Here is a 23913-nt window from a genome sequence, read left to right on the forward strand (position 1 = left end):
GAAGAAATACGGTAGATCTACGCTCTGGAATTTCACCACAGTTGCTTCTGGCCAGTTGCTGACATTATAAAGTTACCCGTAGACCTAGAGCAGCCAATAGACGTCTATCTTCACCGCGCCTTACGCCAAGCCTGGCCCCTACTGCTGGGGTTTTCCCTTGAAATCTAAAGTAATTTCGCTAAGTGGATAGAGCTTGCGGAAAGCGGCTAGACCACGCTTTCACCCCCACCCTACCATCTGTCTCACCCACAATCACAATAACAGTGGAGACAGTTCCTCATGTTAAAAAACACCCTCGTGCGTCTTGCCTGTGGCGCAGCGGTACTCATCAGCCATAGCGCTGTTGCCATTGAAGGTAATGGCTTGCCCATCTACCCCGACGGTCTTGAAAACTACCTTTCAGGTGCTTTGCCTGGCCCCGGCGTCCACCTGCTAATGTATGCCGGCTCTCTTAGCTACAACTCTGTACGCGATAAACACGGCGATAAGCTGCCCATTCAAGATTTCAGCGTTGACGTCAATATGGTGGCCCCGCGTGTGGTTTGGGTAACTTCCGCTGAAGTGGCAGGCGGCCAATTGGCGTTTCATGCTCTGTTCCCTCTACTCACGGTTAAAGAAGAAGCTTTCGGCCAAAGTAAGCGCCGAACCGGTCTGGGCGATATCGCCTTTGGTCCTGCGCTGGGCTATCACTTTAGTGAAAGCGCCCACGCCGTTGTGGGGGTGGATTTTGTGGCGCCTACGGGCTACTACCGCCAAGACGCGATGGCCAACCTAGGTCGCAATTACTGGACTATTCAACCGGCTGCCGCATTCACCTATATGCAACCCAGCGGGATTAATGCCGACCTGAAAGTAATGGTGGATTTTAACTTCCGCAATAACGACACCCGCACGCGCACAGGTAATGCCATTCACGCCGATTACGCGCTGGGCTATGGCTTTGGTAACGGTTTCGTAGCCGGTATTGGTGGTTATGCCTACCAACAAATTGCCAGCGATTCTGGCCCGCGTTCTGGCGATGGCCGAGCTCGTGCGTTCAGCATTGGCCCTTCTCTGCGTTACGCCAATGCCAGTGGCTGGTTATTTACCGCCAAGTGGCAGCAAGACTTCGGCGTACGTAGCCGCCCTAAAGGTCACCAGCTCATGCTGAAAGCCGCCATTCCTTTTTAATGTATTCGCAGTAAGGAGACTGATATGAAGGGTCTACAAGACAAGGTGTTTATCATCACGGGCGGTGCCACGTTGATTGGTACGGGTGTAGTCAACGTTCTGACCAGCTATGGTGCGCGCGTTGCTATCTTTGATATTGATGAGGCGGGTGGCGAGATTGCTGCTGGTAACGATCCCAAACGCTGCCGCTTCTGGCGCACTGATATTACCGATGACGCCGCGATCAGCCGCAATATTGCTGCCGTTAATGCCCACTTTGGGCGTGTAGATGGGTTGGTGAATTTGGCCTGCTCCTACTTGGATGAGGGCATGAATTCCTCCCGCAAAGACTGGCAGCAAGCCTTAGATATTAACGTGATCAGCACGGTTATCATGAGCAAGGCGGTACGCCCTTATCTGCAAGAGCAGCATGGCGGCGCGATTGTGAATTTCACGTCCATTTCTTCATCCATTGCGCAAACTGGCCGCTGGCTCTACCCGGTATCCAAAGCCGCGATTGTGCAGCTCACCCGTAGTCTTGCCATGGATTTCGCCCCAGATCACATACGGGTGAACTCCGTGTCCCCGGGTTGGACATGGTCCAAGGTGATGCACTCCTTAACCAACGGCAACCGCTACAAAACCGACAAGGTTGCCGCACCTTTCCATTTATTGGGCCGCGTAGGTAACCCCGAAGAAGTAGGCGAAGTGGTGGCATTTTTATTGTCTGACTGTGCCAGCTTTGTCACTGGAGCCGACTACGCCGTGGACGGCGGCTATTCCGCCATGGGGCCGGAACAAAACGTTCCTGCCATTCCCAAACTTGCCCAATAACGCACTTTTATCAGAATAATTAGGAGACTCTTATGCGTAAAGTTGCCATTATCGGTGGTGGTCAGGCGGGTATGCCCGTAGCCTTTGGCCTGCTAGACAAAGGCTATGACGTTGCCCTGTACACCAACCGCACGCCAGATCAAATTCGCCAGGGGCGTGTGATGTCTAGCCAGTGTATGTTCCCTCATGCGCTAGATGTAGAACGACGCTTAGGTATTAACTACTGGGATGACGAATGCCCTCCTGTAGAAGGTATTGGCTTTGCTCTGCCCAACCCCGACAAGCCCGACACCAAACTGCTGGACTGGGCCAGCCGCATTGAGCGCCCTGCTCAAGCTACCGACCAGCGTTTAAAAATGCCGGTATGGCTGGAAGAGTTTGAGAAACGCGGCGGGCGTTTGATCATGGAAGATGTAGGCGTAGCCGAATTAGAACGTATCGCTGAAGAATACGAACTCACTATTTTGGCAGCAGGCAAAGGCGAAGTAGTACGTCTGTTTGAACGTGATGCAGAACGCTCTCCTTTCGATAAACCGCAACGCGCCTTAGCACTGACCTATGTGCATGGTTTAGAGCCCATGCCTGAGTTCTCACGCGTGTCCTTTAACTTCATCCCCGGTGTAGGCGAATACTTTGTGTTCCCCTCACTCACCTTGTCTGGCCCCTGCGACATCATGGTGTTTGAGGGTATTCCAGGCGGCCCCTTAGACCGCTTCCGCAACACCACCTCGCCACAAGATCATTTAGAACGCAGCGTGTCTTTCTTGCAGGAATTCTTGCCATGGGAAGGCGATCGCTGTCGCAATGTAGAGCTTACCGACGACCAAGGTTACTTGGCTGGTAGCTTCCCTCCCACAGTACGTAAGCCAGTATTGACGCTGCCATCAGGGCGCATCGTGCTGGGCATGGGTGACGCTGTAGTGGTGAACGACCCTATTACTGGCCAAGGCTCTAACAATGCGGCACGCGCAGCACAAGTGTATTTAGACAGCATCTTGGCGCGTGGCGAACAAGCCTTTGATAGGCAATGGATGCAGCACACTTTTGATACCTACTGGGATTACGCCGGCAAAGTTGTGGCCTGGACCAACTCTATGTTGTTGCCGCCTACCGAGTCCGCCCTAGCCTTGCTGGGTAATGCCGCCGGTTCACCACGTTTAGCTAACTTCCTAGCCAATGCCTTTAACAACCCCACCACGCTGTTCCCGGCTTGGACAGATCTGCCTTCCGCACAAGGACTGATCGCCAAACTGGCAGAAGAGCAGACTACGGCTGCCTAAGCGTACAGGAGAGATTGCCATGTCCACACAGGCTGAACTTGTTCAGGAAACGGTCACCTTTGATAGCCGTACCTTCAGGCAGGCGCTGGGGTACTTTCCTACGGGAGTTGCCATTGTTACCACGCGCAGCCCCGAAGGACGGCCTGTAGGCCTGACCATCAACTCCTTTGCCTCTCTGTCGCTAGACCCTCCGTTGGTGTTATGGAGTTTGGTGAAGCATTCACCTAGCCTCGCCTTTTTTCAGGACTGCAAACATTTTGCTATTCATGTAATCAGTCAGAATCAAGTAGAAGCCGCGCTGGGTTTTGCCAACTCACGCTTGGAAGACAAGTTTTCGTTAGTTAGCCACTACAGTTGTGATGAGGGAATTCCCGTAATCGATGACTGCTTAGCGACCTTTATCTGCGAAAATCATAACCAACACGATGGGGGGGACCACACGCTGTTTATTGGCAAAGTTATTCGTCACGACACGGTCCCTAATCAAGCACCAGCAGTATTTCACCGAGGTAGCTTCACCCATCTACAACAACAATCAGGAGACTAATTCATGCCACAACATCAGGATGTGGTGGTAGTGGGCAGCGGCATCAACTCCTTATGTTGTGCCGCCCTACTCGCCTGTAGAGGGTTAACGGTAACGGTACTGGAACGCAACCCCGTCGCGGGCGGCTGCATTCGCACCGAGGAACTCTTCCCCGGCTTTACCCACGATGTATTTTCCAGTTGGTACCCCCTGTTTGTTGGGGGTGCCGCCTACGCCGAGCTCGCGCAACCGCTGGCCGATGCCGGGCTGCGTTTTGTATCGGGCGACTACAGTACGGGACTAGCTACGCCACATGGTACGGGCATTGCCTTACGCCAAGACATGGAAGACACCGTACAGCGTTTAAATGCCATTGCCCCGGGGGATGGCGACGCCATAGGCCAAGCGGCGGCGCAGATTTTCGGCAATGATGCGGCGTTGGTCTTTGGGCTAATGGGTAACGACCCCTACAGTTGGAAAACCAGCAAGCTGCTGTTCTCGTCATGGCGTCAGCGTGGCCTTGATGGCATGCTGCACTTTGCGTCCGACTCCTTAGAAAATTTTAGGCGGTGGGCTGAATATGCCCTACAAAACGACCTTAGCCGCGCCTTGATTGCACCGTGGGTACTGCACAGTGGCTTAGGCCCTGATGAAGCAGCCTCCTCACTGATAGGCAAGCTCACTTTTGCTGCCGTTGTGGCGGGTGGCATGCCTGTAGTAGAAGGTGGCAGCTATAAGTTAGTGGAAGCCTTTATACGCGTCATTGAAGAACGTGGTGGCCACGTGCTCACTGGTCAACATGTAGACGAAGTCCTAATCAAAAATGGCAAGGCTATAGGTGTGCGCACAGCTACGCAAGAGCGTTTCATGGCAAGCAAAGCCGTGGTCTGTAACGTTACGCCTAATCAACTGTACGAAAAACTGCTGCCCACCGCCGGCCCTGAGTATCAACAACTGGCCAAGCGCTATAGATACGGGCGTGGCGGCATGCAAATACACTTTGCGTTGAAAGAACGCCCCCACTGGCTAAACCCTGAGCTCATACACGTACCCATGGTGCACGTCACCGAAAGCATGGAGCAAGTGTGTGCTTCGGTAGTAGAGGCCAATAATGGATGGTTGCCTGCAAAACCCACTTTGGCAGTAGGCCAGCCATTAGCGGTAGACCCTAGCCGTGCCCCCGAAGGCAGTTGGATACTGTGGGTGCAAATGCAAGACATGCCCTCTACGGTTAAGGCCGACGTCGCCAATGAACTGCCTATTCCGGCAGACGGACGCTGGAACGATGCATTGCGTGATGGCATGGTAGAACGCGTCAGACAACGTCTAGAAACTGTGATGCCCGGTTTTAGCCAGCATATTATCGGTAGCAAAGCCTATAGCCCGGCTGATTTAGAAGCGTGGAATATGAACTTGGTAGGTGGCGATCCGTATTCAGGCGTGTGCTCGCCAGATCAGTTTTTCTTTATGCGCCCCTTTGCGGGTAACGCCAAGACACGTACTGGCCGCACCCCTATTCCTAATCTGTTTCAGATTGGAGCCTCGGTGCATCCTGGCCCTGGTTTAGGTGGTCAATCTGGCTACTTAACCGCACAGCGTATCTGTAACAAGTAGTGATGCGCCTAGACAGGGTTCTGCCGCAAGCGCTGCAGACTCTGGCTAGGCGTTTCACCAAATCGGTCTTTGTACGCCGCGCTAAAACGCCCTAAATGGGCAAAGCCCCAGCGCATCGCAATATCTGCCACCGAGCATTCCAGCGAATCACCATGCGTGAGTAAATCGGCACGTACGCGCTCTAAGCGTAGTTGTCGCAGATACTGCATGGGACTGACGCCACAATGCTCTTTAAATGCCACCTGTAACGTACGTACACTCACCTGTGCCTGAGCCGCCAACAGCGCTAAGTTGATGGGCTGATCTATATGCTCGTGCAGGTAATTTTCTACTTGTTTAATGTGCCTAGGCAAAATACTGCTGCGTAAGCGATTTAGCCCTGATTGCATTACAGGGGGATGCTCGCCCAACAAGGTGGTCACCACCAGTTGCTCTATCTGCCTAACCAATAAAGGGGATCGTTGCATGGAGAGCGAGTTGCGGGCGCAGTCTACTAAGTAGCGCAACATCAACTGCCAACTAACCGAACGATGGCATTCGAACTTGGCCGGAAAATGCACGCCGTTCACCATAGAGTCCATGCCCATGTCTTGAGCCGTTTGCTCTAACAACAAACGGTCTACCTTGATCATGATCTGCTCGTTGCTGGCTTGCCAACTCATGTCTATTTCGGCGTTTGGGCTTAATACCGATGCCACACCCGGCATGGACTCTACTTCTTCTGCTCCGCAGCGTACCGTTGCCTGACCATATTGCGGAATCTGTATGAGGTAATAGTCCACCAAGTCGTCTGGCTGTATGCGCACATGCGCCCCATAGCCCAGCCGTATTACATCCACCTGACCAAAGTTGGCGTGGCGTATACAGGACTGCAAGGAACTTGCCTTTAAGAGGCTAAGTTTATGTGGCGTCAACATACTACTGATCATTGTTTTCACCTGATCAGCATCCGTAGACATAACGTTTTCCCAAGAAACAGAATCATTGCTCATGGCAGATACTCGGAAAACAAGTTAACAAAAACCCGAAACGATCAACAGAATGCGTTTTTTCTAGGTTGGCAGCCAATATAGTTTAGTTATAAAGTATATTGAACCCTATACGTATATTCCCCAACAACTATCTACCCGTTAGTGCTTAGGAGACAAGATTGACCATGCAGCACGATTACCATACCTACGAACCCAGCCAAGGCCACGGTTTACGCTACGACCCTATCAGCGCCATTGTGGGCCCACGTGTGATTGGCTGGATTGGTACACAGAATGCCCAAGGCGAAACCAACTTAGCCCCTTACAGCTTCTGTAATATTTTTAATTACCGCCCGCCCATCATTGCGTTTTCTAGTGTGGGCTACAAAGATAGCGTGCGTAATGCCATTGAAACCGGCGTATTTACATGGAATTTAGCCACTCGTCCGCTTGCTGTACCCATGAACCTCAGCAGCCTAGAGCAGCCCGTAAACGAGTTCGAACTCAGCAAGCTCACACCTGTGCCGGGCCAGATGATTGCCGCGCCTCGCGTAGGCGAAAGCCCAGTCTCGTTAGAGTGCCGTGTCACACAGCACTTCCCCCTACAAAAACTGGACGGGCAAAGCGATACCTGGATGGTCTTAGGCGAAGTGGTGGCCGTACATATCTCGCCCATCCTCATTAAAGACGGTGTGTATCACACCGCTGCTGCACAACCTATCTTGCGTGGTGGTGGCCCTGGTGACTTCTTTGAGGTCTCTGACGACACGCTATTTGATATGCGTAGACCCACCTAATTTCAGTCTGTTTCCGTTCCCCCTAAAGGCACTAGCGCAAACCCCTAGATGCCTTTTTTTTATTTCATCAGTAATATATTTAGTATTAAAAATATGAAAACAAATACATTAAAAATGATCATTACAAGGAATGGAGACAACCATCATGATCAAACGCACACTGCTGGGTGCTGCCCTACTGTCATGCACCTTCTTCAGCGTTCAGGCTGAAGAAGTCACCCTAAAAGCCGTCAGTGCTTTTAACACCGACACCTTCTTTACCGACCGCTTCAAAGTTTTCGTAGACAAGGTTAACGAAGACGGTAAAGGGCTAGTACAAATTCAGTTTATGGGTGGCCCCGAAGCCATTCCTACGTTTGAAGTAGGTAATGCCGTACGTGCTGGCGTGGTTGATCTGGCCAACAGCTCTGCCGTGTTTCATGCCAATCTGGTACCCGAAGCCTTGGCTATGACCTTGACCGACCGCTCCATTCAAGAGCTGCGCGCCAATGGTGGTCATGCGCTGATGGACAAACTGCACCAAGACAAAGCCAACATGCTATGGCTGGCGCGAATTACCGATGGTTTGCAATATCACATCTACACCAACAAACCCATTAACCAAGCCAGCGACTTGAAGAAAATGAAGCTGCGCAGTGTACCTACGTATTTGGCTTTCTTCCAAGCGTTAGGTGCGTCAGCCTTACAAGTGCCTCCCGGCGAGGTCTACACAGCACTTGAGCGTGGTGTGGTCGATGGCTACGGCTGGCCTTCCGTGGGTGTGCTAGACCTAGGCTGGCAAGAGAAAACCAAATACCGCGTAGACCCAGGCTTCTACAACGTAGAGGTCAGCTTGTTCATGAATAAAAACAGTTGGAACAAGCTGGATGATGCACAAAAAGCCTTCCTACAAGAAAAAATCGAGTGGGTAGAGTCCTTAAACCAAGAAGACTTGCAACGTGCTGAACAAGAAAAAGCACGCCAAGCCGAAGCTGGCGTAGAAACCATTACGCTGTCTGACGAAGCCGGCCAAGAGCTGCGTGCCATTGCTTACCAAGCAGGTTGGGACGGTATTGCTAAAACCAGCCCTACTCATGTGGCTGAACTAAAAGCACTGTTCGGCGACGACGCACCTTAATTCGCCCTCCTGCCAGATCGATACGTATCGGTCTGGCCACCCTCTTTTTTGCCTTCTCATTATGACAACAGCCTCTACTTCTGGTGTAGGCGTGCTGGAGCACGGCTATAAACTCATCATGTCGGCCTGCGGCGCACTTGCCGCCATTATCTTTGGGCTTATGAGCCTGCTGATTGGTTTTGACGTGATTCTGCGCAACCTAGGCTACGACTGGATTCCTTCCAGCGTAGAACTGTCCGAATACATGCTGATGATTGCTACCTTTGCCGGTGCACCTTGGCTTTTGCACCATAACGGACACATACGCGTAGACGTAATCGTCAATAAGCTTCCTGCTGTATTTGCACGCCAATTAGAGGTGCTTTGCAACCTCATCGGTATTGCAGTCTGTGCCACCTTAACCTGGCAGTCCTACATCATTGCGCTAGACAACGCGACTACGGGCACGCTGGTGTTTAAAGAATTGGTATTTCCTGAATGGTGGCTCAATCTGCCGTTGCTGATGGCTAGTCTACTGCTCACCATCGAGTTCTGCCGCCGCTTGCGCCAGTCTATTCATCACCTACGTCATCAAGGAAACTAACCATGGATTGGCCACTTGCACTGGGACTGATGCTAGGTTCCCTATTTTTCTTCATGGCGGTAGGCATGCCCGTGGTATTTGCCTTCTTAGCCGTCAACCTTATCGGTGCCTGGGTATTTTTAGGCGGTGAAATGGGCTTAGGCCAATGGGTACGCAACACCAACTCGTCACTGATCAGCTTTTCCCTCACCCCCATCCCCTTATTTGTACTGATGGGTGAAGTGCTCTTTCATACTGGTCTCGCATTCAGAGCCATTGATGCCATTGAAAAAGCCATTTCCCGCGTGCCAGGAAAGCTGTCTATTGTGAGCATTTTGGGCGGTACAACTTTTGCCACGTTGTCCGGTTCATCCATTGCTAATACCGCGATGATGGGCGGCATGATGATGCCTGAAATGATGCGCCGTGGGTATCACCCTACGATGTCCATGGGCCCCATCATGGCCGTAGGCGGTATCGCTATGCTGATTCCCCCCTCGGCGTTAGCCGTGATGATGGGTAGCTTGGCTGGTATTTCCATTGAGCGTTTGCTCATTGGCGGCATTTTGCCTGGCATTTTGATGGCCATAGGCTTTTTGGGCTATGTAGTCATTCGCAGCATTATGCGTCCACAAGATGCACCGGTGAGTGAACAAGACGACTCTGGTTTGAAAGGCTGGCAAAAGTGGGGCCCATTCTGCAAAAACGTACTGCCTCTATTGGGTATTTTTATAGCGGTAGTGGGTTCTATGCTTATAGGTTGGGCCTCTCCTACTGAATCTGCCGCTATAGGTGTGTTGGCGTCTGTACTGGCTACCTTCATCTACCGCGTCTTTACGCTTAGTGCCCTTTGGAAAAGCTTGATTGAAACCGCCAAGGTGTCTGTAGTCATTCTGTTTATTCTGGCAGCCTCTACCACCTTTGCTCAATTGCTGAGTTTCTCTGGTGCCAGCACGGGCTTTCTGAATGTGATACGCAGCTTAGATTTGTCCCCTGCTTTGCTGATTCTGTGCATGCTGTTGATCTTGCTGATCATGGGTATGGTGCTGGACCAAATCAGCATGATGATGATCACTCTGCCATTTTTCATGCCACTGGCTTTGGCCGCCAATATCGATACGGTATGGCTAGGTGTGATGATGTTAATCGCCTTAGAAATCGGCCTGCTCACCCCACCCTTTGGTTTACTGCTGATCGTGATGCAAAGCGTCGTGCCACCGGCTATACGCCTGCCACAAATATACCGTGCAGCAGTGCCTTTCATCACCATCGAACTGGTCGTACTTGCTGCGGTATTTTTCATCCCCGTCATTGCGGTTGGACTACCTAACTTAATCAAATAACCACTATGAAAATAGCCATTATTGGTGCGGGTGCAATGGGTAGCTTGTTTGGCAGTTTGCTCAGCAAGGTCAGCCAGCCCGTACTGTACGATTTAAATACCCAGCATGTAGGGGCGATCAAAGAGCATGGTTTACGCGTCTCGTACCCTGACCGTACAGAAACCATTGCCATCCACGCCGTTTCTGATGCCAATGAGCTGGAAGCCATGGATGCTGTCATTTTGTTTGTGAAGCACCCTTATACGCAAGGCGCGCTGCAAGATGGCTTGAAAAAAGCCATCACCCCCAATACCGTCGTGGTGAGTCTACAAAATGGGCTGGGTAACACCGATCTGATGAAACAAGTGCTAAACCCTGCGCAAATTGTGTACGGGTTCAGTACCCTCACCAGCGATTTGGTAGAACCTGGCCACATTCACGTGACCTGCGATCTCAGCCTGCACACGGCAATGTGGCCACTGAACCATCAGCCTAGCCCTGCCTTACAACGTTTGTGCGAACTGATGAATCAAGCGGGCTTAAACACCAGCATTTCCGCCAATGTGGAGCATGATATTTGGATGAAACTGCTGGTGAATGCCTCGCTAAACAGTTTGTGCGGCATCTTGCAGCAAACTGTAGGGCAAGTGGTAAACACGCCTGAGTCACGCCAACTTCTGGACCGTATTGTGTTTGAAACCGCTGACGTCGCCCAAGCTAAGGGCTTAGCGATTTCTAGGGAAAAAGCCCTGCAACATGTGCTGCATGTTGCCGAGTTCACACGCGATCACATTCCTTCTATGGCTATCGATATACGTAACCGTAAGCCCACTGAAATCGAAGCCATTAACGGGGCCATCGTCAGACAAGGTCAGCAGTTAAACGTCGCCACACCAGTGACGGAATTTGCCGCTAACTTAGTACGCAGCCTGCAACAACACTACCCAGCCCCTACCCCTACGTCCCACTAGATCACTTCCTCAGTACAACAAAAAGCCCATGGTGTTATCCATGGGCTTTTTTTAGCTATCGCTCTACCAATTAGGACACGGTTTCCGCTTCGGTATGCAATCTAAAACGCTGCAACTTCCCTGTAGAGGTACGCGGCAAGGTTTCTACAAACGCCACCTGACGTGGGTATTTGTACGGCACAGCATTTTGCTTAGCGAAGTCTTGTAGTGCCTTCACCATCGCCTCGCCTACGGTATGCCCTGCACGCAGCACTACAAATGCTTTCACCACTTGACCACGCAGCTCGTCGGCCACACCAACCACCGCACACTCAGCGACCGCAGGGTGCATCAGCAGCACTTCTTCTACCTCTATAGCAGCGATGTTGTAGCCAGCAGAAATGATCAGATCATCCGTACGCGACTGATAGTAGAAATAACCATCTTTATCCATCACATAGGCATCGCCTGTGACGTTCCAGCCATTTTGTACATATACCTTTTGGCGGTCATCTGCCAAGTAACGGCAACCCACCGGCCCTTTCACAGCCAATCTGCCTACTGTACCGGGTGGCACTTCATTACCGTTATCGTCCAGCACTGCCGCTTGATACCCCGGCACTGGTTTGCCGGTTGCACCTGGGCGTACTGTCGTTTCGTCATGAGAGATAAATATGTGCAGCATCTCTGTTGCACCAATACCGTCAATCAGCTCTATACCAGTAGCTTCACGCCATGCGGTACGCGTGGCAATGGGCAAGGATTCCCCCGCCGACACGCATTTACGCAGTGTGCCGTTACGTAATAGATCGCCCTGTGCCGACAACACACGGTACGCCGTAGGCGCCGTAAACAAAATGGTGGCACCAAACTCTTGTACCGCTGCCAATAGCGGTTCAGGGGTACTCTTTTCTAGCAGCACAGTGCTGGCACCTACGCTCATAGGGAACAGCACCAACCCACCCAAACCAAAGGTGAACGCCAACGGCGGGCTACCAATAAAGACATCATCTGCCACTGGCTTCAACACATGTTTTGCCCAACCATTACAAATGGCCATGACATCACGGTGAAAGTGCATGGTGGCTTTAGGAATACCGGTAGTACCCGAGGTAAAGCCAAACAAGCAGCAATCCTCAGAAGCCGTATCCACATTCTCAAAATGTGGTGAGGCTTGCGCCATCAGCGCTTCTAGGCTGTCTGCTGCATCGCTGTGGTAGAACATGATGTGTTTCAGCACCGGCTCTTGTTCTTGCGCCTCTAGCAGCGCTTCAGCCAATGCTGCATCACACAGCGCATGGGTGGATTGCGACACCATAATCACTGGCGTGAGCTCTTTCACACGCAGCAGTGGCATGGTGGTCACAGCAATACCACCCGCTTTCATGATGGCAAACCAGCATGCCACCAACATCGGGTTATTGGCCGATCGCAACAACACGCGATTACCTGGCACCAAGCCCATTTTGTCTACCAATACGTTAGCAATGCGATTGGCTTTTTCTTGCAGGTCAGCATAGGTCCATGTCAGACCCTCGGCGCGTATGCAAACGTTATTGCCGCGTCCTTCCGCTACGTGCTTATCCAGCAGTTCTGTGGCGCAGTTCAAGCGCTCAGGGAATTGGTACTCCGGTAAATCAAACAGCAGCTCTGGCCACCATTCGCGTGGTGGCAGGTTGTCTCGTGCAAAAGTATCTTGGTGTGCACTGTACATAGGTCTCCTCCGGCTTATCTTTGTCGTTCTGTCATCGCCCTGCCTTGAAACCGCCCCAGCTTATACTCCTAGGTACGTCTTCCAGAGGCTGCGATCACTGTCCAATTCTGCTGACGATCCCTGCCACGCCACGTGCCCCTTTTCTAAAATCACGTGTCGGTCCGCCAGCCTAATTAATCGCTGTACATATTTATCGACGACCAGAATGGTCTGGCCTGCGTCGCGCAACATATCCAAACACCGCCAAATTTCTTCGCGCACTAAGGGGGCCAGCCCTTCGGTAGCTTCATCTAAAATAAGCAGTTTGGGATTGGTGGATAAGGCTCTACCTATGGCCAGCAATTGCTGCTCACCACCGGATAATTGGCTACCCAAGTTGCGATAGCGCTCTTTGAGCCTAGGAAAAATCGAATAGATACGGTCTAGTGTCCAACGGTCTTGCTGACCGCTGCGGTTATCAGCAAAAGCAATCAGGTGCTCTTCAACCGTGAGGTTAGGAAAACACATACGCCCTTCTGGCACGATGGCAATACCACGACGCGCAATGGAATCGGCTTTAAGGCCGTTAAGCTTTTCACCTGCAAAGTGGATTTCACCGCCTTTGGGTTTCAGCGCACCAATAATCGTTTTAATGGTGGTGCTTTTGCCCATGCCGTTACGCCCTAGCAAGGTCACTACCTCGCCTTCACGTATTTCCAGCCCTACGCCAAACAGCACTTGGCTTGCGCCATAGCCGGCTTCCACATTTTTGCAGGACAGTAAGGTCCCAGTATTGCTGTTACTCATACCATCGCCTCCACTGCATCGTCTTCTGTACCCAAATACACTTCTTGTACTTGCGGGTGATTACGTATTTCGTCAGCCGTGCCAGACGTCAAGATGCGGCCATACACCAGCACAGAAATACGATCAGCCAACTGAAATACGGCATCCATATCGTGCTCAATCAGCAAAATGGTGGTTTCTTTACGCAGTTCACGAATAATGCCCACCATTTGTAGGGAGTCCTCTGGCCCCATACCGGCCATGGGCTCATCCAACAGCAGCAATTTAGGGCGTGACGCCAATGCCAACGCTACATCTAGCTTACGCTGCACACCGTGTGGCAACGTGCCAGCAATACGATGCAAGTGTTGGGTCAGATCCAGTTTGGCAGCCAATTGCTCGGCATGTTCTTGTAGTAATAGCTCGTTAGAACGACGTGACAGAAAACGGAAGCTGGTACCTGAATGCGCCTGCACGGCCAGCATTAGGTTGTTCAGTACCGTGTCATCACGAAAGATGTTCGTTACTTGGAAACAGCGCGCCATCCCCGCACGTACGCGTAAGTGCGAGGGCATACCCGTAATGTCTTTACCATCCAATACCGTGCGTCCCTGATCCGCTGGGATCAGCCCTGAAATCAGGTTAACCAAGGTGGATTTACCAGCACCGTTAGGCCCAATCAGCGCATGAATCTCGCCTTTCTCTACCGTTAACGACACATTATCTGTAGCCAGCAAACCGCCAAAGCGTTTCACCACACCTTCGGTTTTAAACAAACTCATGCTGTTTTCCCCTTTGGTTCAAACCAGGCCGCAATACCCTTAGGTGCAACAAAGACCACAAACAACAGCAATAAGCCCATAGGCCAGTGCCAGTAATCGGTGTACATGCGCAGTACTTCTTCCAGCACTAGCCACACGCCTGCACCAATCACGCCACCCCAACGGTTCCCCACACCACCAATCACTACCATCACGATCAGCACCGCAGAGTGCGTCCATAACATGAGAGATGGGCTCACAAAACCGTCGTTGCTGGCCAGTAAACCACCACACAACCCAGCCACAGCGCCAGCGCCTACAAAAGCCACCAAGCGCAGTTTGAATACGGGGAAACCCAATGCGCCCATACGTGTTTCGTTATCGCGTGTACCTTTTAAGGCGTAGCCGTATTTGGATACTTCCAAGCGGCTGTTGAGTGCAAAAATCAAGGCTGCAATCACCAGCACCACACCATAGAAGCCGTAAGACATGTCGTCTAACCAGCCCCCCATGGATAGTGGGGTGTAAATGCTATAACCGTCATCACCCCCAAACACTCGTAGCGACATAGCGAGGTAATGCAGCATCTCTGCAAAAGCCAAGGTGATCATGATGAAGTACACACCACGGGTGCGCAGTGCCACCAAACCTATCAGCAAGGCCACCACACCGGATACCGCTAGCGCCATGAACCATGCGGCCCATGCTGAGCTGTAGCCAGCATCCACACACGCAACGACGGTGTATGCCCCTACACCGATAAAGCCCGCGTGCCCCAACGCTACCAAACCACCGTAGCCCAAAATAAAGTTCAAACTCGTGACCGCCATCATCATGATCAGCAAGCGGTTCACAAAACCAATGTAATAATCCAGCTCTAAGGCTTGCAGCAACCACGGCAACGCCGCTAATACTGCAAACACCAGCCACGGAAAGAGTTTCCCAGCCGTCGTTGCACGCTGAGCAGTAGGTTTAGCCTGTTCCGAAGTCATGGCAATAGTCATGTGTAGTCTCCTCAGGCACGCGCAGGGAATAGCCCTGCAGGTTTAAATGTCAGCACAACGGCCATCAACAGGTACATAGCAATGCCTGCCAACGCGGGTGCCAAATCTGCGGCCAACGCAGGAGAAAGAATTTCACGCAAGATAGGTGGTAAGAATGCGCGGCCCGACGTGTCCACCAAACCCACAATCATCGAGGCCACAAATGCCCCACGTACCGAACCAATACCACCAATCACAATAATCACTAATGCAGGGATCAAGATGGATTCGCCCATCCCTACTTGCACGGCACTAATAGGCCCCATCAATGCACCGGCCAACGCCGCCAAGGCTGCGCCCACTAGAAACACGAACGAGAAAATATGCCCTACTCGCACACCCATGAATTCCGCCATGGAACGGTTAGACGCCCCTGCACGCACCAGCATCCCTATACGTGTGTGGTTCACCAACACATACAGTGCTACGGCTACCAATAACCCTGCGGCCAACAGCATTAAGCGGTAGGCGGGGTATGGCAAACCAGGAATAAGCTCGATGGGTGTTGCCAGTATTTCTGGCATGGGCGCCATAATAGGCGCCGCACCCCAGATGGCTTTTACCGCATCATCGGCCAACAAAATAATGCCGAAGGTGGCCAGTACCTGCGCGAGGTGATCGCGCCGGTACAAATGCCGCATGATCAGGAACTCCAGCAGCCAAGCAACCACCACCGTAGCAGCAATAGCAACGGCCAAAGCCAACCACATAGACCCGCTGGCCACATGCACACGTGCCGCCACGTAGGCGCCCACCATGAACAACGACCCGTGGGCCAAGTTCATGGTATCCATAATGCCAAAGACTAAGGTCAGACCTGCTGCAATCAGAAACAGCATCAGGCCAAACCCCACTCCATTTAGCAATTGCTCAGTAATGAAGATCCCGTTCATGCTTACCGCCCTTTCTTACATTTTGCATTCAGCAACGTAAGCATCTTGGTGCTGCTCTAACACCGTACCCACCAGTTTGTTGGTCAAATTGCCATCGCTGTCTTTTTCTACTACACGTACGTAGTAGTTCTGGATTGGGTAATGGTTTTTGCCATAGGTGAAGTCACCACGTACCGATGCATAGCTAGGGGTTTCCAATGCTTTGACCAAGGCATCTTTGTCTTGCGCACCACCCGCATCACGTACGGCGGCATCCATCGCCATGATGGTGTCGTAGGCCATGGCGGCGTATACCGATGGGTAACGACCATCATATTTCTCGCGGAAAGCCGTTACGAACTCAGTATTGGCTGGCAGCGGTAGATCATGCGCCCAGTGCGCGGTGTTCTGCACACCCAGCATGGCATCGCCCACCGCTGGGATGATGTCTTGGTCAGCCGAGAAGCCAGGGGCAATCATTGGAATGTCTTGCAAACCGCCCGCTACGTACTGTTTAACGAAGTTAATGCCCATGGTGCCAGGCAAGAAGAAGAACACGGCATCCGGTTTCTGGCTACGGATTTGGGCGATCTCTGCCGCGTAATCAATTTGGCCTACTTTGGTGTAGATCTCATCGCGAATCTCACCTTCGTACAAACGTTTGAAACCATTCAGGTGGTCTTTACCTGCTGGGTAGTTAGGCGCAATGATGACCACATTAGCGTAGCCTTTTTCGTTGGCCAGCTTACCGCCTGCTTCGTCATAAGTATCGTTCTGATATTGACCAAAGAAGTAGGGGCTGCAACGCTCACCCGCAAACTGGCTAGGGCCTGGGTTGCTGGACAAAAATGGCACTTTGGCACGGAACAGTGCTGGCGCTACCGCCAACGCTGCGTTAGACGGGATAGGCCCGGTAAACATGTCGATTTTTTCACGCTGCAAATAGCGGTTCACCAACTGTGTCGCTTGCTCTGGGCTACCCGCGTAGTCTGTTTTAATGAACTCAGCAGGTTTACCACCCAAGGTGCTGCCCAGTTTTTCAATCGCCAAATCAAAACCGTCACGTGCTTCGGCACCCGAAGCGGCAAAGGGACCAGAAATATCCAGTGCAATCCCTACTTTGACGGGATCCTCCGCCCACGCTGACATACTGACACCAGCCGCTAACAACGCAACTGTTAGACGGCGAGGAGCAAAGCCCAACCAAACTGATGTATTCATTGATGTCTCCTTATTTTGATTTTTTCCACTACTGGCCAGTCAATGTGGGAATCAATTTTGATGCGATGATGGGAAATCTTGCTTGCTCTGTTACCCTTACGAAAAGAGCCAAGCCTAGCGTGTCACTCTGGCAATGTTTACTTATGTATTATTCATTTCTAAACTAAATATGCGTAATTGGTGAAAGCCCTAATACTTTATTTACCGGCCCAACTTGCTCACTCGCATGCGTATACACCATTCAACGCAGACCCGCCAAACATAAGCCTTGCCACGATTTCCAGCAATCTACGTGGCTATAATAATCACAGATTTTTTAGGCAAAAAAAAAAGCAGTACCACTAACCATTTCTGATTACTGATACTGCAAAAAAAACCGCAACGCCTGCGTGACAACAACAGCAACTCGCAGCCGTTACAGTTTCTGGAATAGCGTTTTACGCGACCCTCGTTTGCAGGGTGCCAAACTGACCTTGCCAATACAGTAAAGGAGCTGGAGCCGCTCCCTCCGTTGCTTGTATCTGCAACACACGAGCCACCACCACGGCATGGCTGTGACACATCACAATTTCCTCTACTTCGCAGGCAAAGGCGGCTGCCGCCTCATCAAGCAACCATACGCCTTGGTGCTGACTCCACGGGGCGGTTTCATAACGCTGCCCCCCTTTAACGCCGCCTGCCCCTGCAAACCGCAAGGCTAAGGCCTCCTGTTCAGCATGCAACACATTGACCCCAAATCGGCCGCTTTTTTCGATTAAAGGCCACGCCGACGCTTCTACATTGATACACACCAATAATTCCGGAGGGTCCACCGACACTGAACTGACCGACGTTACCGTCAGCCCTGAACGCTGTCCTTGGAAATCCGCTGTGATCACACTGATGGCACCCGCCAAATGACGCATGCCTTGCTTATAGCGACTGCTAGCCTCGGTTCTCTCTATAGTCGTCATGCCCAGCTCCAATTACGGGCGAATGCCTCTGGCACTCAACAACGGCAATACCTCATCACGGAAGTACGGGAACTCTTTGGCATAATCAAAGAACGATAGAGTCGTGCCTCTAAAACCGGCGTCATGCAATGCACAGATCAAATCAGCCACGCGTTCTGGCGTACCCACCAAGGGGAAACCGCCATGCCCTACTGCCATGCGTTCACGTATTTGTGCCAGTAGCTCGTGCGGGAAAGAATGTGCATGAGCAAACTGTAGATTCACCAAGTTCTCTACGGCACCTTCATCGGCGTTATCTAACATGCGCTGCCATTCGGCATCGGCCTCGGCTTGCGTAGGTCTACAGATCACATGCGAAAACGTCATCACCCCGACGGTACGCCCTTTGTCGGCTGCTTTTTGTGTCAGCTCGGCCACTTCTTTACGTGAACGCTCTAGCTCCATCGCTGGCGTAAATAAGAAGTCCGCATTTTGGCTGGCGAAATCACGCCCCTGCCCGGAGCCGGCCGCGTTAAAAATAGGCGGATGGCAATCGGGACGTGGATCACCATGTACCTGATGCAAGTTGAAGTATTTACCTTCCCAGTTAAACCTACCTTCGTGATCCCACAGCTTACGCACTACATCAAACCACTCTTGGGCGTAGCCATAGCGAGTTTCGTGATCGTTAGGTAAATCCAAGCCCAACGCATCGTATTCAGGCTTGTTCCAGCCCGCCACAATATTCAGCCCAACCCGGTTACCACTCATTTGTGCCATGGTGGCAATTTGTTTAGCCAACACGACAGGATGGTTCGCTACGGTATGTACCGTTGCAAATATATTGATGTTCTTGGTATGAGCCAGTAATGCCGTTGCCCACGTCACGGTTTCCAATACATAGCCATGAAAATCGGTTTCACCTCGGTAGCCCACCCAACGAGCGATAGGCAACATGAAATCAATGCCTGCATCGTCTAGCAACTGTGCCAGCTTGAGGTTGTTTTCCCATGTAGCCTGCCAGCGATCAGGCAACTTCGATACGGTCATGCCGCCACCACAATTACTGGCAAAGGTACCCAATAAAAAATGCTTACTTTGCAGCAAACTATTCTGACTCATGCTTGTCTCCTGTTAGCGATTTGCTTTATTTCTGTCTGAAATTCTAAGAATCAGGACTACAACTCGCTATCAAAAAACTGCAGCACTATCTAAAAAACACAGCAAATTTCGCTAGGGTAAACCAGTGGTAGGCAATGCGACAACCGCCCTGTCTGTACTACGTGAATACACCAATAGGTTAGACCTAAACTATTCATTACTATAATAATTTACTCATTACGGGTGGGGCTCATCATGCAGTGCGCTCTTGAACACCATAAGCAATTACGCTCTACAGACCCCGAGCAAGTGCAGTCGCACATTGCTCAGGTACTGTGCCCCCACCAACTGCATCTACGTAACCCTAAGCACCCGCTGAACACCGAACTTTATTATCGGCCTGGCACCCACTTAGGCTTTGGGCGTTTACGCTATGGCACAACCGTACATATTGCGCCCCAACCCTTACAAGACTTCTATTTGCTGCAACTGCCCGTGCATGGCAAAGAACAGCTACACCTACACAACCAGCATTTAGACTATGACCTAACCGTGGCTGCCATCATTAACCCCGAGCAAGAGTTTGCGATGCAGCACGCCGACACCACCAATAAGCTATTTGTGCGCATCAACCGGCACAGCTTAGAACAGTTTTTTCAGCAGCATTACCAGCGCCCCCTACAAGGTTTACTGCAATTCGCCCCGCTGCTTTCTTTGCAAAAAGAGGCTGGGTACAGTCTTTGGCATATGTTGCAGTGGCAGTTTTCTGAAGCTTCCGAGGGCGTTTTATTTGACCGCCTCGAAGCGCGGCAGCGTTTAGAAGAAACCTTTTTGGCTACCTTGCTGGACCTATGGCCACATAACCAGCCCTTGCAACTGACAGCCACTATCACCCCACATGCCATCAAGAAAGTCAAAGACTATGTAGCGCAGAATTTAAGTGCAGCGCTCACTATTAGCCAAATAGCCTCCGCCGCTGACATTAGCAGCAGTAGCCTATACAGTGGTTTCAAAAGCTTTGTAGGGCTTAGCCCCATGCAATATGTGAAGCAACAACGTTTGCAGCATATACATCAGCTATTGCTAGCGGCAGACCCTAAATCGGCAACCGTCACTGAACTGGCGCTGCAAACAGGGTTTTGTCATTTAGGGCAATTCTCTGCCGATTACCAACGGCAATTTGGCGTGCGCCCCTCGGTTACGTTGCAACAAAAGGGCAGCAAATAATCGCCCCACTCCAAGCCACCTACACCCATAGCAAGGCGTGGTATTGTCAGGCATCGCTGCAAATGTTCTATCGATCAAAAACACATACGACACGTCACCTTTCGCGCTTACTTTGGAACACGGAACTCACTTTATGCGTCCTCGTCTACTTGCTCTAACCGTTGCCGCCCTCACGCTCTTTGTTGCTTCAAATGTGGCAGTCGCCCAAGAGCGATCCAACGAATGCGGTGAACGAGCCGAAAGCATTCTACGAGCCCTCTACCCACAAGCGGAAAAAGTCTCGGACACAGATTTCTCAATAGAGGGTGCTACCGCCAGACTATCTACCGATAGCTATCTAGGCATGTCGCCCTACGCGATGGTATGCCGACAATGGCCAGCACAGCCCGAGCACCTCTTAGTAGCACTACCGCTACTGACCGATGAAGGCGATCACTATGCCACTGGCGATCTGGTCGTTGCCGTACTGCGCCATGACACCCTTAGCCCTGTCGCACAGTACCGTATTGATGGCCTTATAGACGATGACGCTATTAGTCTAAGCATGCTAGACATAGATACTGCGCCTTATAGATTGGTAGAAGGCCGCTTAGCCTTTGGGGTGCGCATGTCACACCGAGGCGCCTCGCGCGTAAACCCGTTTTACCAAACTGGCTTAGTGTTATTTAACTTAAAAGACACGACGCTACGCCCCCTACTACTTAACCTTGAAGTAGAACGCCACACGGGTGAATGGGATGGCATATGCAACGGCACCTTTTCTAGCCTAACCCGAACTTTAGCGGTGGGGAAACCCAATCAGCACAGAGGTGCCGATATTCTGATCACCACCAAAAGTAATAGCTCTGAAGCCAAGGCAGATGAAAATGGTGACTGCAATGAGGAAGAGGTAGAAAACACGACCAGCCGCAGCAAGTTGCAATACGACGGGCAACGTTATTCGGTGCCAGCAGGTATGCGGATGTGGGAGTAAGCCCGCGTACGGCGTGCTGCTAACGCACTACATCACAGACGTTAGCACTCTCTACGCACAAAAAAAGCGGGGAATGCCCCCGCTTTTTTATTCACTACAGTAGCCTGATATTACTGCGATTTTTGTTCGCGTACAGTTGCCACCGCAAACAGCGAAATTACCGCTGTCAATACGATGTACACCGCAACAGGTGTCCACGAGTTATCGTATTTATCCATCAACCATGTAGCGATCAGTGGTGCTGTACCACCCGCCAAAGCTGCGCCAATCTGGTAACCCAAAGTGATACCTGTGTAGCGCACACGTGTTGAGAAAATTTCCGAGAACATGGTACCCAATACGGCAGTAATAGGTGCCCAGATAATACCCAAGCCCACTACCGTTGCAATCAACAGCATAGTGGTGCTACCGCTATCCAGCATCATGAAGTACGGGAAGGCATACAGGCCCATTGCCGCTGCACCCAGCATAAACAAGCGTTTACGGCCTACGTAGTCAGAGCACAGACCCATCAACGGAATGCAGATAGTGGTTACCAAGGTAGCAATCGTTACGGCGTTCAGCACATCAAAGCGATTGAAATCCAACGCGCCTGTAGCGTAGCTCACTACGTAAGTAGAGAAGATGTAGAACGGAGCCGTTTCAACAATTTTGGCACCAATGGCGATCAACACTTCACGGCGGTGCGTGGTCAGTGTTTCCATAATAGGCATACGTGAGATATCACCGCTTTCTTTAGCTTTCTTGAAAGCTGGTGTTTCATCAATACCGTTACGAATCCACAAGCCCAAGAACACCAAACCAGCACTGGCGATAAATGGAACACGCCAGCCCCATTTCAAGAAGTCTTCATCGGGCAGCAAACTCATCAACGTCATGGCCAACGTAGCCAGCAACATACCGATGGTCACACCCATTTGCGGCACACTGCCATATAAACCTTTACGGTTTTTAGGCGCGTACTCATAGGCCAGCAACAGCGCACCGCCCCACTCACCACCAATCCCCAAACCTTGGATCAAGCGGAAAACGATCAACAAGATCGGTGCCAATATACCTATGTCATCATAGCCGGGCAGCAAGCCAATCATTACGGTTGCACCCCCCATCAATGACAGGGTGATTACCAGCGTACGTTTACGACCGATACGGTCACCGATGTGCGCAAAAATGAAACCACCCAATGGGCGAATAAAAAATGTGAGCGCAAAAGACAGGTATGCCAGCATCAACCCAACGACTGGGTCAACGGTAGGAAAGAACACTTTATTGAATACCAAACCAGCGGTGGTGGCATACAAGAAGTAGTCAAACCACTCAATGGAACTACCCGTTAAACTCGCGATAAGTACGCGTTTATGCGAAACCTTTGACGCTACTGTGGCCTCGTTTTGTTGACTCACTATGTCTCCTTGATCTGAATAAGCTTGTGTTTTTTAGAAGCTGCCCACTTCCTACAAGCCAGCCGTATGTTGTCACTGCATTATGCGCAGCAATAAAAACAACCGAGAGTATAATGAGGTTGCACCTTTTTCACTGATTGGGGTTTACCCTTTATCCCTACAGTGTTTAATTATTTTTCGTCTTCAGGTGCTTTAACTTTTTCAAAAAAACCTTGTCCACGCGTCATATTGGTGAAGGAGTTTTCGAACTCAGACACGTTTTCTACGGGTATGGCTAGGCGCCACACCACACCTTCGGCATCAAAGTCTTCGGTGACAACTTGCACGCCATGTTGTTCAAATCGGGAACGCACTAAGGCCATATCACTAAAGCTACAGGTGCAATCTATTTCGGCCAAGGCGATAATTTCGCGCTTCTCGGCCAGTCGCAAGCATTGCGCCGCGACACCCCCATAGGCTCGTACCAAACCGCCTGTGCCAAGCTTTACACCGCCAAACCAGCGAATCACTAGCACCACGACTTCGTCGCACTGCTGCCCTTCTATGGCCTGTAAAATGGGTTTCCCTGCTGTACCACCGGGCTCACCATCGTCGTTAAAACGGTAGTTATTGCCTATTTTGTAGGCCCAGCAGTTGTGTGTAGCATCCGGTACGCTATGCGCTTCTAAGAAACGCATAGCATCTTCTACTGTGTTAACAGGGGCTGCTATAGCCAAAAAACGGCTACGTTTGATGTCTTCCTCAAACTGATGCACCCCTGTCAAACTGCACAGCATAGT

General features: G+C 51.3%; 23 protein-coding genes. 12 read left to right on the plus strand and 11 right to left on the minus strand.

All coding sequences use genetic code 11. The annotated features are described in order from the left end of the window. The first annotated feature begins 279 nt into the window (after positions 1 to 279). From ACLO87_RS09010 to ACLO87_RS09030, 5 genes are read left to right on the plus strand one after another with little or no spacing between them, the layout of a single operon-like run. Positions 280 to 1170, plus strand: a complete 891-nt coding sequence (locus ACLO87_RS09010; RefSeq protein WP_430223445.1) for a SphA family protein — start codon at positions 280 to 282, stop codon at positions 1168 to 1170. Between the two features lie 24 nt (positions 1171 to 1194). After that, a complete protein-coding gene (locus ACLO87_RS09015; RefSeq protein WP_430223446.1) occupies positions 1195 to 1983 on the plus strand; it encodes an SDR family oxidoreductase in 789 nt (262 codons plus the stop codon). 32 nt (positions 1984 to 2015) lie between these two features. Then, positions 2016 to 3263 (plus strand): styrene monooxygenase/indole monooxygenase family protein, encoded by a 1248-nt coding sequence (locus ACLO87_RS09020; protein WP_430223447.1) that lies wholly within the window; start codon positions 2016 to 2018, stop codon positions 3261 to 3263. A gap of 19 nt (positions 3264 to 3282) precedes the next feature. Continuing rightward, entirely contained in the window at positions 3283 to 3810 is a 528-nt protein-coding gene (locus ACLO87_RS09025) for a flavin reductase family protein (RefSeq protein WP_430223448.1), read from the plus strand. A gap of 3 nt (positions 3811 to 3813) precedes the next feature. Then, positions 3814 to 5403 (plus strand): phytoene desaturase family protein, encoded by a 1590-nt coding sequence (locus ACLO87_RS09030; protein ID WP_430223449.1) that lies wholly within the window; start codon positions 3814 to 3816, stop codon positions 5401 to 5403. An 8-nt stretch (positions 5404 to 5411) separates the two neighbouring features. Here ACLO87_RS09030 and ACLO87_RS09035 read toward each other — a convergent pair whose 3' ends face one another. Then, positions 5412 to 6395: an AraC family transcriptional regulator gene (locus tag ACLO87_RS09035; protein WP_135867033.1), complete on the minus strand. Its 984-nt coding sequence runs from the start codon at positions 6393 to 6395 to the stop codon at positions 5412 to 5414. Between the two features lie 164 nt (positions 6396 to 6559). Here ACLO87_RS09035 and ACLO87_RS09040 point away from each other — a divergent pair, with 164 nt between their 5' ends. From ACLO87_RS09040 to ACLO87_RS09060, 5 genes are all read left to right on the plus strand, one after another. Beyond that, positions 6560 to 7171 (plus strand): flavin reductase family protein, encoded by a 612-nt coding sequence (locus ACLO87_RS09040; RefSeq protein WP_430223450.1) that lies wholly within the window; start codon positions 6560 to 6562, stop codon positions 7169 to 7171. Positions 7172 to 7316: 145 nt separating this feature from the next. Further along, complete coding sequence (gene dctP / locus ACLO87_RS09045; protein WP_430223451.1) at positions 7317 to 8288, plus strand: TRAP transporter substrate-binding protein DctP; 972 nt, start codon at positions 7317 to 7319, stop codon at positions 8286 to 8288. 61 nt (positions 8289 to 8349) lie between these two features. Beyond that, on the plus strand, positions 8350 to 8871 hold the full coding sequence (locus ACLO87_RS09050) for a TRAP transporter small permease (RefSeq protein WP_430223452.1): 522 nt from the start codon (positions 8350 to 8352) through the stop codon (positions 8869 to 8871). Between the two features lie 2 nt (positions 8872 to 8873). After that, complete coding sequence (locus ACLO87_RS09055; RefSeq protein ID WP_135865113.1) at positions 8874 to 10193, plus strand: TRAP transporter large permease; 1320 nt, start codon at positions 8874 to 8876, stop codon at positions 10191 to 10193. Between the two features lie 5 nt (positions 10194 to 10198). Beyond that, entirely contained in the window at positions 10199 to 11143 is a 945-nt protein-coding gene (locus ACLO87_RS09060) for a ketopantoate reductase family protein (RefSeq protein ID WP_430223453.1), read from the plus strand. 70 nt (positions 11144 to 11213) lie between these two features. Here the strand turns inward: ACLO87_RS09060 and ACLO87_RS09065 are convergent, their stop codons facing one another. From ACLO87_RS09065 to ACLO87_RS09100, 8 genes are all read right to left on the minus strand, one after another. Further along, positions 11214 to 12836 (minus strand): AMP-binding protein, encoded by a 1623-nt coding sequence (locus ACLO87_RS09065; RefSeq protein WP_430223454.1) that lies wholly within the window; start codon positions 12834 to 12836, stop codon positions 11214 to 11216. Positions 12837 to 12896: 60 nt separating this feature from the next. Beyond that, positions 12897 to 13622 carry an ABC transporter ATP-binding protein gene (locus tag ACLO87_RS09070; protein WP_135865118.1) on the minus strand — a complete coding sequence of 242 codons (726 nt, stop codon included), beginning with the start codon at positions 13620 to 13622 and terminating at the stop codon, positions 12897 to 12899. Then, positions 13619 to 14383 (minus strand): ABC transporter ATP-binding protein, encoded by a 765-nt coding sequence (locus tag ACLO87_RS09075; RefSeq protein WP_430219573.1) that lies wholly within the window; start codon positions 14381 to 14383, stop codon positions 13619 to 13621. The genes ACLO87_RS09070 and ACLO87_RS09075 overlap by 4 nt, the downstream gene beginning before the upstream one ends. After that, positions 14380 to 15366, minus strand: coding sequence for a branched-chain amino acid ABC transporter permease (locus tag ACLO87_RS09080; RefSeq protein ID WP_430219572.1), 987 nt, complete (start codon positions 15364 to 15366; stop codon positions 14380 to 14382). Before ACLO87_RS09080 ends, ACLO87_RS09075 begins: the two co-directional genes overlap by 4 nt. Positions 15367 to 15377: 11 nt before the next feature. Further along, the gene (locus ACLO87_RS09085; protein WP_430223455.1) at positions 15378 to 16298 is read right to left on the minus strand and encodes a branched-chain amino acid ABC transporter permease; all 921 of its coding nucleotides are present in this window, start codon (positions 16296 to 16298) and stop codon (positions 15378 to 15380) included. Positions 16299 to 16313: 15 nt separating this feature from the next. After that, positions 16314 to 17498: an ABC transporter substrate-binding protein gene (locus ACLO87_RS09090; RefSeq protein WP_135865124.1), complete on the minus strand. Its 1185-nt coding sequence runs from the start codon at positions 17496 to 17498 to the stop codon at positions 16314 to 16316. Between the two features lie 437 nt (positions 17499 to 17935). Beyond that, positions 17936 to 18451 carry a flavin reductase family protein gene (locus ACLO87_RS09095; RefSeq protein ID WP_430223456.1) on the minus strand — a complete coding sequence of 172 codons (516 nt, stop codon included), beginning with the start codon at positions 18449 to 18451 and terminating at the stop codon, positions 17936 to 17938. A gap of 12 nt (positions 18452 to 18463) precedes the next feature. Further along, a complete protein-coding gene (locus ACLO87_RS09100) occupies positions 18464 to 19552 on the minus strand; it encodes an LLM class flavin-dependent oxidoreductase (RefSeq protein ID WP_430223457.1) in 1089 nt (362 codons plus the stop codon). Between the two features lie 234 nt (positions 19553 to 19786). Here ACLO87_RS09100 and ACLO87_RS09105 point away from each other — a divergent pair, with 234 nt between their 5' ends. Next, positions 19787 to 20758: an AraC family transcriptional regulator gene (locus tag ACLO87_RS09105; protein WP_430223458.1), complete on the plus strand. Its 972-nt coding sequence runs from the start codon at positions 19787 to 19789 to the stop codon at positions 20756 to 20758. Between the two features lie 133 nt (positions 20759 to 20891). Beyond that, the gene (locus tag ACLO87_RS09110) at positions 20892 to 21731 is read left to right on the plus strand and encodes a PA3715 family protein (protein WP_430223459.1); all 840 of its coding nucleotides are present in this window, start codon (positions 20892 to 20894) and stop codon (positions 21729 to 21731) included. 110 nt (positions 21732 to 21841) lie between these two features. On the opposite strand, the gene ACLO87_RS09115 is transcribed toward ACLO87_RS09110, so the two are convergent. Both ACLO87_RS09115 and ACLO87_RS09120 read right to left on the minus strand, forming a co-directional pair. Continuing rightward, the gene (locus tag ACLO87_RS09115; protein ID WP_135863583.1) at positions 21842 to 23134 is read right to left on the minus strand and encodes an MFS transporter; all 1293 of its coding nucleotides are present in this window, start codon (positions 23132 to 23134) and stop codon (positions 21842 to 21844) included. A 170-nt stretch (positions 23135 to 23304) separates the two neighbouring features. Next, positions 23305 to 23910 (minus strand): IMPACT family protein, encoded by a 606-nt coding sequence (locus tag ACLO87_RS09120; protein ID WP_430223460.1) that lies wholly within the window; start codon positions 23908 to 23910, stop codon positions 23305 to 23307. Between the last annotated feature and the right edge of the window lie 3 nt (positions 23911 to 23913).

The organism is Paenalcaligenes sp. Me52 (genome assembly GCF_050487965.1).
Classification (GTDB): domain Bacteria; phylum Pseudomonadota; class Gammaproteobacteria; order Burkholderiales; family Burkholderiaceae_B; genus Paenalcaligenes.

Excerpts from the sequence above, each read along its gene's own strand:
- ACLO87_RS09110 (WP_430223459.1), top strand. The coding sequence starts at position 20,892 with ATGCGTCCTCGTCTACTTGCTCTAACCGTTGCCGCCCTCACGCTCTTT.
- ACLO87_RS09035 (WP_135867033.1), bottom strand. The coding sequence starts at position 6,395 with ATGAGCAATGATTCTGTTTCTTGGGAAAACGTTATGTCTACGGATGCT.
- ACLO87_RS09065 (WP_430223454.1), bottom strand. The coding sequence starts at position 12,836 with ATGTACAGTGCACACCAAGATACTTTTGCACGAGACAACCTGCCACCA.
- ACLO87_RS09080 (WP_430219572.1), bottom strand. The coding sequence starts at position 15,366 with ATGACTATTGCCATGACTTCGGAACAGGCTAAACCTACTGCTCAGCGT.
- ACLO87_RS09025 (WP_430223448.1), top strand. The coding sequence starts at position 3,283 with ATGTCCACACAGGCTGAACTTGTTCAGGAAACGGTCACCTTTGATAGC.
- ACLO87_RS09020 (WP_430223447.1), top strand. The coding sequence starts at position 2,016 with ATGCGTAAAGTTGCCATTATCGGTGGTGGTCAGGCGGGTATGCCCGTA.
- ACLO87_RS09060 (WP_430223453.1), top strand. The coding sequence starts at position 10,199 with ATGAAAATAGCCATTATTGGTGCGGGTGCAATGGGTAGCTTGTTTGGC.
- ACLO87_RS09105 (WP_430223458.1), top strand. The coding sequence starts at position 19,787 with ATGCAGTGCGCTCTTGAACACCATAAGCAATTACGCTCTACAGACCCC.
- ACLO87_RS09040 (WP_430223450.1), top strand. The coding sequence starts at position 6,560 with ATGCAGCACGATTACCATACCTACGAACCCAGCCAAGGCCACGGTTTA.
- ACLO87_RS09090 (WP_135865124.1), bottom strand. The coding sequence starts at position 17,498 with ATGAATACATCAGTTTGGTTGGGCTTTGCTCCTCGCCGTCTAACAGTT.
- ACLO87_RS09120 (WP_430223460.1), bottom strand. The coding sequence starts at position 23,910 with ATGCTGTGCAGTTTGACAGGGGTGCATCAGTTTGAGGAAGACATCAAA.
- ACLO87_RS09015 (WP_430223446.1), top strand. The coding sequence starts at position 1,195 with ATGAAGGGTCTACAAGACAAGGTGTTTATCATCACGGGCGGTGCCACG.
- ACLO87_RS09050 (WP_430223452.1), top strand. The coding sequence starts at position 8,350 with ATGACAACAGCCTCTACTTCTGGTGTAGGCGTGCTGGAGCACGGCTAT.
- ACLO87_RS09075 (WP_430219573.1), bottom strand. The coding sequence starts at position 14,383 with ATGAGTTTGTTTAAAACCGAAGGTGTGGTGAAACGCTTTGGCGGTTTG.
- ACLO87_RS09085 (WP_430223455.1), bottom strand. The coding sequence starts at position 16,298 with ATGAACGGGATCTTCATTACTGAGCAATTGCTAAATGGAGTGGGGTTT.
- ACLO87_RS09100 (WP_430223457.1), bottom strand. The coding sequence starts at position 19,552 with ATGAGTCAGAATAGTTTGCTGCAAAGTAAGCATTTTTTATTGGGTACC.
- ACLO87_RS09010 (WP_430223445.1), top strand. The coding sequence starts at position 280 with ATGTTAAAAAACACCCTCGTGCGTCTTGCCTGTGGCGCAGCGGTACTC.
- ACLO87_RS09055 (WP_135865113.1), top strand. The coding sequence starts at position 8,874 with ATGGATTGGCCACTTGCACTGGGACTGATGCTAGGTTCCCTATTTTTC.
- ACLO87_RS09070 (WP_135865118.1), bottom strand. The coding sequence starts at position 13,622 with ATGAGTAACAGCAATACTGGGACCTTACTGTCCTGCAAAAATGTGGAA.
- dctP (WP_430223451.1), top strand. The coding sequence starts at position 7,317 with ATGATCAAACGCACACTGCTGGGTGCTGCCCTACTGTCATGCACCTTC.
- ACLO87_RS09030 (WP_430223449.1), top strand. The coding sequence starts at position 3,814 with ATGCCACAACATCAGGATGTGGTGGTAGTGGGCAGCGGCATCAACTCC.
- ACLO87_RS09095 (WP_430223456.1), bottom strand. The coding sequence starts at position 18,451 with ATGACGACTATAGAGAGAACCGAGGCTAGCAGTCGCTATAAGCAAGGC.